We start from the raw sequence: 6460 nt of genomic DNA on the forward strand, positions 1-6460 counted from the left end.
TCACTAAGCCTATATCTTACCCTTAAGTGCAATTATGCGCAGGTATTTTAATAAAAATTAATCATTTTGTGGGCTTAGCAGTTTTTGCGGTTTAAAAATCCAACCAAAGATTCCTAAAATCATGCCGAAAAAATACGTGACAAAACGCCACAAGAACATCCCTACGATTAAGGTACCATTAGAAGAAATAAAGGTGGAAAATAAAGTTTGAAAGCTATATTCTGCCCCACCTGAAGCTCCAGGAATTGGTATGATTGCCATGAACATGATAATCATAATGTTCATTTGAGTTACGCTTGTCCAATCAGCAGAAACATTTAATGCTACCAGCGTCATATAGGGAATTGAATAAAAACATAACAGTTGTAATACAGTGAGTACTACACACACTAGCAATTTCTTTTTTTCTCTTTTTAGCTTTTGGCTTTCTTCATAAAATGTTTCAATTTTGTCAAGCGTGTTTTTGCGCCATATAGCGACCCGCACTTGATTAATAAATTTCGCCAGTAAGTTCATTATCCAATTGGCAGCATTTTTAGTCCAATTATAGGCAAACAAAATTGCCAGCAAAAAAGCAATAGAGCTAACATGAATTAAAAAGCCGATTGCAATGAAAACAGCTAAACCCGCAAATTTTGTTGCAACCATATGAAAGCCAGTAATAATTGTAGTGACGTAAGCTAAAAAAACTACAATTTGATAAATAATAAACTTCATTAGTAGTAAGGATGTCGCCCGACCGCCTTCTATTCCCATTTGAACCATAGCAGCCAATTGTGAAGGCTGTCCTCCAGTTGACATAGGAGTGATGGCATTAAAAAGCGCTTGAATCAAAGGAATTCTAAAAAAAGACCATTTTGAACGTTTAGGTTCATTTTTGCGCTTGGTAAGAACTGCCAAAATGCTGGCTTCAAAAACATAGGAAAGAAGCATTAAACCAAAGACAGCAACTAAACCAATCAAGTTAATATTGCGAGCTGCTCGCTCCAACTGCGCAATCGGAGTTGATCTCAAATCAACATACAAAACTACGCCACTTATTACAAGAACTATGGCAACGCCCCACAAGTGTTTTTTATTCATTAGCGAATTTGTCCCAGCTCACGACCAATTTCATATTGTTCGTGATAAAAATCATCCCATATATGAGCTAAATTATCTTCAGAATATTTTTCACTAGCTTCATCAGATAACTGGCTATATTTATTTAAAATGGCTGGATCCTGGGCAGCTGCTTGCAATTGCTGGTTCATTTCAGAGAAATTGCTGCCCTTCATGTAATAACCACTGATTATTGCCTGATACAAATCAAGATCGCGCAACAAAACTGGCGTACCACAGCTAAAAGCCTCTAAAACAGACATAGGAAACAGCTCATCATAAGACGGCAAAACAAATAGATCTGCAATATTGAGATAATCAACTAATTTCTGTCGATCAATGATTCCCGTAAATTTAAGATTTTGTGGCGGATTTTCGACTAGTTTTTTAAAATGATCGTAACCATCAGTTATTTTGCCAAAAGAAAAACCTCCGGCCCAGATAAATTGCATTTCAGGGTTAGCCTCAGCGAATTTGACAAAGTCATCAACGCCTTTACGAGCCTGTACTTGACCATCACCAAAAACCACAAATTTATTAAGTGGAATACCTAATTGATGCCTAAATGAATTCTTTTTTTCCTGACTTTCTGAATAAAATTCATTTTTCGACACGAAGTTCGGAATATACTTAACATTTTTGCGTTTGATGCCATATTTAACTAATTTATCGATAAAAATGGGATTAACAACTACAATTTCATCCATGCGCTTATAAAAATCAATTACATATTTATAAAAAATATTTTTGGCCATTGACGGCAATTTAACAGACCCTTCAAGCGTTTCTGGTAAAAAGTGAACATAACCAATTTTGCGTCCGCGTGCAGGTGAAAAACTATTAGCAAAATAAGTTGGGTTCACTGTATGATAATGAGTTAGATCGCTTTTACCATATCTGTTATTAGTGACATAAAACTTGTCAACCAAGTGTGTTCTAAGTAATCTTATCAGCTCCGTATATGCAGATCCGACTCCCTGCCCTTTTACCGAGGCAGCTTGTGAAAACATATTTATTCTAATCATTTGTCTCCTCTTTGAGATCCCTTTGAGAATTGGAAATTGTATCTTGATAAAATTGGTAAACTGAACTAGCAAATTTTTGAGCAGAGATTTGTTCCATTTTTGCAGCCAATTTATCAGGCTGAATTCTTTCTCTCCCTTTTCTTAAATAGAATAATATTTCATTTAGCATTTCGCGAGGGCCGCTAAAGACTTTGCCAAATTCTTCATCATCAAAAACGTGTTCAGTATAGTCGGTATCATAAACGACACATTTCGTACCTGAAGCTAAGGCTTCAATATACGTTAAACCTTGAGTTTCAGTATCACTGGCTGAAACAAATAGATCAGCCATTTTATAATAGGAACCAACATCATCATGAGGTATATCACCAGTAAATATTACACTATCTTCCAATGTTAATCGCTCCACTTGCTCTTGCAAAACTTCCATATCAGGTCCGTCTCCAGCTATCACTAGACGTGTTTTTGGAAACTCATCAATAATTTCTGGCATTGCATTCAGAATGCGGTCAATTTTCTTTTCTTCCGCAACTCTGCTCAAAGTTAACAATACTGGTACATCGTCTGGTATATCTAACTCTTTGCGAACGTCAACTGTCTCAAGCTTATTTAAGCTATTTATGTCCACTCCAGTTGGAATAACTCTCATAGGTATGTTCACTCTATAACGCTTTAAAAGTGCTTCTACACGCTTACTGGGAGCTATAACGCCATCCATATTTTTTAAGTAGGCATTAGTAAATTGCTTAACATGATATGGTCTAAGCAAATGTCCATTTAAAACGTAGTGCAAGTAATCTTCATACATAGTATGGTAAGTATGAATTGCCGGAATTTTCAATTGGTGGGCAACGTACTTCCCTATCATACCCAAAGCAAATTCGGTTTGGGTATGAACAATATCCAATTTAACTTCACGAGCAACTTTTGTAGCTTCAAAAAAACCTCTAAACGCAACACGTCTATCAGTAAACGAAATAAAGGGAACGCTGCTGAAACGGAATATGTTAGCCTCAACTGTCCCTTTTTTTATATGAGGATCGGTAGTAGTAAAAATAAAAACATTATGACCCTGCTCTTCAAGAGCATCCTTTAAGGTTTTAATTGATGTTGCAACACCACTTAATTGTGGAAAATATGAATCGGTAAAGATACCTATATTCATCTTAAATACCTCCATAAAAGGTATTATAAAGATTACACATAACTTGTGCAATTTTTATAGAAAAAATTAACAATACAAAAGCAGCTCTCACACGAGAGCTGCTCAGTAAATAGCGGTGATCGGGGTCGAACCGATACGTCCTAAACGGACACCAGATTTTGAGTCTGGCGCGTCTGCCAATTCCGCCACACCGCCATAATAATATGTTTTAATTAACAGTTCAATGAGTGAACCGATAAAGGCGGGGATCGGATTTGAACCGACGATTAAGGTTTTGCAGACCTCTGCCTTACCACTTGGCTACACCGCCATCGAATTTTATTAATAAATAGATTGGGATAGCTGGATTCGAACCAGCGCATAATAGAGTCAAAGTCTAGTGCCTTACCGCTTGGCTATATCCCAATGCTAGGGCGGAATATGGGATTCGAACCCATGTATGCCGGATCCACAAACCGGTGTGTTAACCCCTTCACCAATTCCGCCATGAAGGTAAACAGGGATAGTAGGAATTGAACCCACACTAGCGGTTTTGGAGACCGATGTACTACCTTTATACGATATCCCTATTATGGAGGAGGGTGGATTCGAACCGCCGAACTCAGAGAGAGCGGTTTTACAGACCGCCGCGTTTAGCCACTTCGCTACTCCTCCAGGCTGATGGCGCGGGACGGAATCGAACCGCCGACACAAGGAGCTTCAATCCTTTGCTCTACCGACTGAGCTACCGAGCCATCCTACGGTCCATATCAGATTTGAACTGATGATCTTCTCCGTGACAGGGAGACGAGATAAACCACTGCTCCAATGGACCATATTGCGGGAGGTGGATTTGAACCACCGGCCTTCGGGTTATGAGCCCGACGAGCTACCAGACTGCTCCATCCCGCGATTTTAATAAAGGAGGATGTGGGATTTGAACCCACGCACGGCAAGACCGTCTAACGGTTTTCAAAACCGTCCCCTTAAGCCACTTGGGTAATCCTCCAAATGTAAATATACCAAGAATGGTAATGACCCGTACGGGATTTGAACCCATGTTACCGCCGTGAAAGGGCGATGTCTTAACCACTTGACCAACGGGTCATATTTATCGTTCTTACGCCATAAGACGCTTAATTATAATACCGAACTTATTGCCAAAAGTCAACCATTTTTTTATTTAGTTGATTCGATAAATCCTTTTAAGTTGCTGAATCACAACGTTATTAATAATACAGGATTATGATTCATCATGCAAGAGTTTTGTGCAAAAAGTTAAACTTTTTTCGCAGAATCGCCAATTAAAATTTTTACTTTTGGCAATACCAATATTGTTATAACATATTGTCAAAAAAGGCTGAATTACAACTCCTTTAAAGATTTAACAACTGATTAAAGCCCATATCTAGTAATTAAAAAGACCGTTAGAACAAAATCTACGGTCTTCTTAATTATATCAGCGGAGACTGAGAGATTCGAACTCTCGCACCAGAATAACCCGATCTACACCCTTAGCAAGGGCGCCTCTTCAGCCACTTGAGTAAGTCTCCACAATGGGCCTAAATGGACTTGAACCATCGACCTCACGCTTATCAGGCGTGCGCTCTAACCAGCTGAGCTATAGGCCCCAAAAAGCGGGTAACGAGAATCGGACTCGCGACTAAAGCTTGGAAGGCTTTCGTTTTACCACTAAACCATACCCGCACTAATAATAAATGGCGCGGGACGGAATCGAACCGCCGACACAAGGAGCTTCAATCCTTTGCTCTACCGACTGAGCTACCGAGCCATCCTACGGTCCATATCAGATTTGAACTGATGATCTTCTCCGTGACAGGGAGACGAGATAAACCACTGCTCCAATGGACCATATTGCGGGAGGTGGATTTGAACCACCGGCCTTCGGGTTATGAGCCCGACGAGCTACCAGACTGCTCCATCCCGCGATTTTTAAATATAAAAGTACAAACAAACTCCATACTTTATGGACCTTGTAGGACTCGAACCTACGACAGGACGGTTATGAGCCGTCTGCTCTAACCAACTGAGCTAAAGGTCCAAGCTCTGGGAAATAGCGGCGGGGGGGATCGAACCCTCGACCTCCCGGGTATGAACCGGACGCTCTAGCCAGCTGAGCTACACCGCCAACAATGCAATCATTTTATAAAGATTACAATCGGGAAGACAGGATTCGAACCTGCGACCCCCTGGTCCCAAACCAGGTGCTCTACCAAACTGAGCCACTTCCCGTAATTATGCGCCCTGAAGGATTTGAACCTTCAACCTTCTGATTCGTAGTCAGACACTCTATCCAGTTGCGCTAAGGGCGCATCACTAAATGCCGAGGACCGGAGTCGAACCGGTACGGTTGAAACCAACCGCGGGATTTTAAGTCCCGTGCGTCTGCCAATTCCGCCACCCCGGCAAGTAATGAAAGCGGAAGACGGGATTCGAACCCGCGACCCCCACCATGGCAAGGTGATGTTCTACCACTGAACTACTTCCGCACTATATGTAATGCCGATTATACGATTTGAACGTACGACCCCCTGTTTACAAGACAGATGCTCTACCAACTGAGCTAAATCGGCAAAATGTAAATATGGTATATATCATTGGCGAATACGGGTGGTGGGACTTGAACCCACACGTCCGAAAACACTAGAACCTAAATCTAGCGCGTCTGCCAATTCCGCCACACCCGCAAAATGGGGCCATGAGTCGTGACGGGCTTGAACCGTCGACCCTCTGATTAAAAGTCAGATGCTCTACCAACTGAGCTAACGACTCGAGATGGAGGATACAGGGCTCGAACCTGTGACCTCCTGCTTGTAAGGCAGATGCTCTCCCAGCTGAGCTAATCCTCCATAAGCACGGCAGCGTCCTACCCTCGCAGGCAGTCTCCCACCAACTACTCTCGGCGTGAAGAAGCTTAACTGCTGTGTTCGGCATGGTTACAGGTGTTTCCTTCTTGCTCTTGCCACCGTACTTTTCCTTGTGAGCTTTTACGCTCAAAACTAAATATAATCCTTTAAAAAAACCTTGATTGCCTTTAAGCTTTGGTCAAGTCCTCGACTGATTAGTACTGGTCCGCTCCAAGCCTCGCGGCTCTTCCACTCCCAGCCTATCTACCTCTTAGTCTTTGAGGTGTCTTACTACTTACGTATGGGAAATCTCATCTTGAGGG

The 6460-nt window shown here is 41.4% G+C and carries 3 protein-coding genes, 27 tRNA genes and 2 rRNA genes; all 32 read right to left on the reverse strand.

Features of this window, described 5'->3' with window-relative positions:
* Positions 1–57: 57 nt before the first annotated feature.
* On the reverse strand, positions 58–1083 hold the full coding sequence (locus ERK18_RS05025; RefSeq protein WP_187154562.1) for a lysylphosphatidylglycerol synthase transmembrane domain-containing protein: 1026 nt from the start codon (positions 1081–1083) through the stop codon (positions 58–60).
* The gene (locus ERK18_RS05030; protein ID WP_187154563.1) at positions 1083–2126 is read right to left on the reverse strand and encodes a glycosyltransferase family 4 protein; all 1044 of its coding nucleotides are present in this window, start codon (positions 2124–2126) and stop codon (positions 1083–1085) included. The genes ERK18_RS05025 and ERK18_RS05030 overlap by 1 nt, the downstream gene beginning before the upstream one ends.
* On the reverse strand, positions 2119–3291 hold the full coding sequence (locus ERK18_RS05035; RefSeq protein WP_187154564.1) for a glycosyltransferase family 4 protein: 1173 nt from the start codon (positions 3289–3291) through the stop codon (positions 2119–2121). The genes ERK18_RS05030 and ERK18_RS05035 overlap by 8 nt, the downstream gene beginning before the upstream one ends.
* A 110-nt stretch (positions 3292–3401) precedes the next feature.
* A tRNA-Leu gene (locus tag ERK18_RS05040) sits at positions 3402–3486 on the reverse strand.
* Between the two features lie 44 nt (positions 3487–3530).
* Positions 3531–3601: transfer RNA gene (locus tag ERK18_RS05045), tRNA-Cys, on the reverse strand.
* 23 nt (positions 3602–3624) lie between these two features.
* Positions 3625–3696 (reverse strand) — tRNA-Gln (locus tag ERK18_RS05050).
* 7 nt (positions 3697–3703) lie between these two features.
* A tRNA-His gene (locus tag ERK18_RS05055) sits at positions 3704–3776 on the reverse strand.
* Between the two features lie 12 nt (positions 3777–3788).
* A tRNA-Trp gene (locus ERK18_RS05060) sits at positions 3789–3859 on the reverse strand.
* A 4-nt stretch (positions 3860–3863) separates the two neighbouring features.
* Positions 3864–3945, reverse strand: a tRNA-Tyr gene (locus tag ERK18_RS05065).
* Between the two features lie 7 nt (positions 3946–3952).
* Positions 3953–4025: transfer RNA gene (locus ERK18_RS05070), tRNA-Phe, on the reverse strand.
* A gap of 6 nt (positions 4026–4031) precedes the next feature.
* Positions 4032–4105: transfer RNA gene (locus ERK18_RS05075), tRNA-Asp, on the reverse strand.
* Positions 4106–4108: 3 nt separating this feature from the next.
* Positions 4109–4182 (reverse strand) — tRNA-Met (locus ERK18_RS05080).
* A 10-nt stretch (positions 4183–4192) separates the two neighbouring features.
* Positions 4193–4279: transfer RNA gene (locus tag ERK18_RS05085), tRNA-Ser, on the reverse strand.
* A gap of 26 nt (positions 4280–4305) precedes the next feature.
* A tRNA-Glu gene (locus ERK18_RS05090) sits at positions 4306–4377 on the reverse strand.
* Between the two features lie 356 nt (positions 4378–4733).
* A tRNA-Ser gene (locus tag ERK18_RS05095) sits at positions 4734–4823 on the reverse strand.
* A gap of 4 nt (positions 4824–4827) precedes the next feature.
* Positions 4828–4901 (reverse strand) — tRNA-Ile (locus ERK18_RS05100).
* A gap of 5 nt (positions 4902–4906) precedes the next feature.
* Positions 4907–4977: transfer RNA gene (locus ERK18_RS05105), tRNA-Gly, on the reverse strand.
* A gap of 12 nt (positions 4978–4989) precedes the next feature.
* Positions 4990–5062 (reverse strand) — tRNA-Phe (locus ERK18_RS05110).
* Between the two features lie 6 nt (positions 5063–5068).
* Positions 5069–5142: transfer RNA gene (locus tag ERK18_RS05115), tRNA-Asp, on the reverse strand.
* A 3-nt stretch (positions 5143–5145) separates the two neighbouring features.
* Positions 5146–5219 (reverse strand) — tRNA-Met (locus tag ERK18_RS05120).
* A gap of 39 nt (positions 5220–5258) precedes the next feature.
* A tRNA-Ile gene (locus tag ERK18_RS05125) sits at positions 5259–5332 on the reverse strand.
* Positions 5333–5345: 13 nt separating this feature from the next.
* Positions 5346–5419, reverse strand: a tRNA-Met gene (locus ERK18_RS05130).
* A gap of 30 nt (positions 5420–5449) precedes the next feature.
* Positions 5450–5523 (reverse strand) — tRNA-Pro (locus ERK18_RS05135).
* A 6-nt stretch (positions 5524–5529) separates the two neighbouring features.
* Positions 5530–5603 (reverse strand) — tRNA-Arg (locus ERK18_RS05140).
* A 9-nt stretch (positions 5604–5612) separates the two neighbouring features.
* Positions 5613–5698, reverse strand: a tRNA-Leu gene (locus ERK18_RS05145).
* Between the two features lie 10 nt (positions 5699–5708).
* Positions 5709–5780: transfer RNA gene (locus ERK18_RS05150), tRNA-Gly, on the reverse strand.
* Between the two features lie 11 nt (positions 5781–5791).
* Positions 5792–5864, reverse strand: a tRNA-Thr gene (locus ERK18_RS05155).
* Between the two features lie 32 nt (positions 5865–5896).
* Positions 5897–5978: transfer RNA gene (locus tag ERK18_RS05160), tRNA-Leu, on the reverse strand.
* Between the two features lie 12 nt (positions 5979–5990).
* Positions 5991–6063, reverse strand: a tRNA-Lys gene (locus tag ERK18_RS05165).
* 4 nt (positions 6064–6067) lie between these two features.
* Positions 6068–6140: transfer RNA gene (locus tag ERK18_RS05170), tRNA-Val, on the reverse strand.
* Between the two features lie 4 nt (positions 6141–6144).
* Positions 6145–6261: ribosomal RNA gene (gene rrf, locus ERK18_RS05175) — 5S ribosomal RNA — on the reverse strand.
* 71 nt (positions 6262–6332) lie between these two features.
* Positions 6333–6460, reverse strand: a 23S ribosomal RNA gene (locus tag ERK18_RS05180); the annotation flags it as partial.

Origin of the sequence: Lactobacillus kimbladii (assembly GCF_014323605.1) — a bacterium.
GTDB lineage: Bacteria > Bacillota > Bacilli > Lactobacillales > Lactobacillaceae > Lactobacillus > Lactobacillus kimbladii_B.

Excerpts from the sequence above, each read along its gene's own strand:
- ERK18_RS05025 (WP_187154562.1), bottom strand. The coding sequence starts at position 1,083 with ATGAATAAAAAACACTTGTGGGGCGTTGCCATAGTTCTTGTAATAAGT.
- ERK18_RS05030 (WP_187154563.1), bottom strand. The coding sequence starts at position 2,126 with ATGATTAGAATAAATATGTTTTCACAAGCTGCCTCGGTAAAAGGGCAG.
- ERK18_RS05035 (WP_187154564.1), bottom strand. The coding sequence starts at position 3,291 with ATGAATATAGGTATCTTTACCGATTCATATTTTCCACAATTAAGTGGT.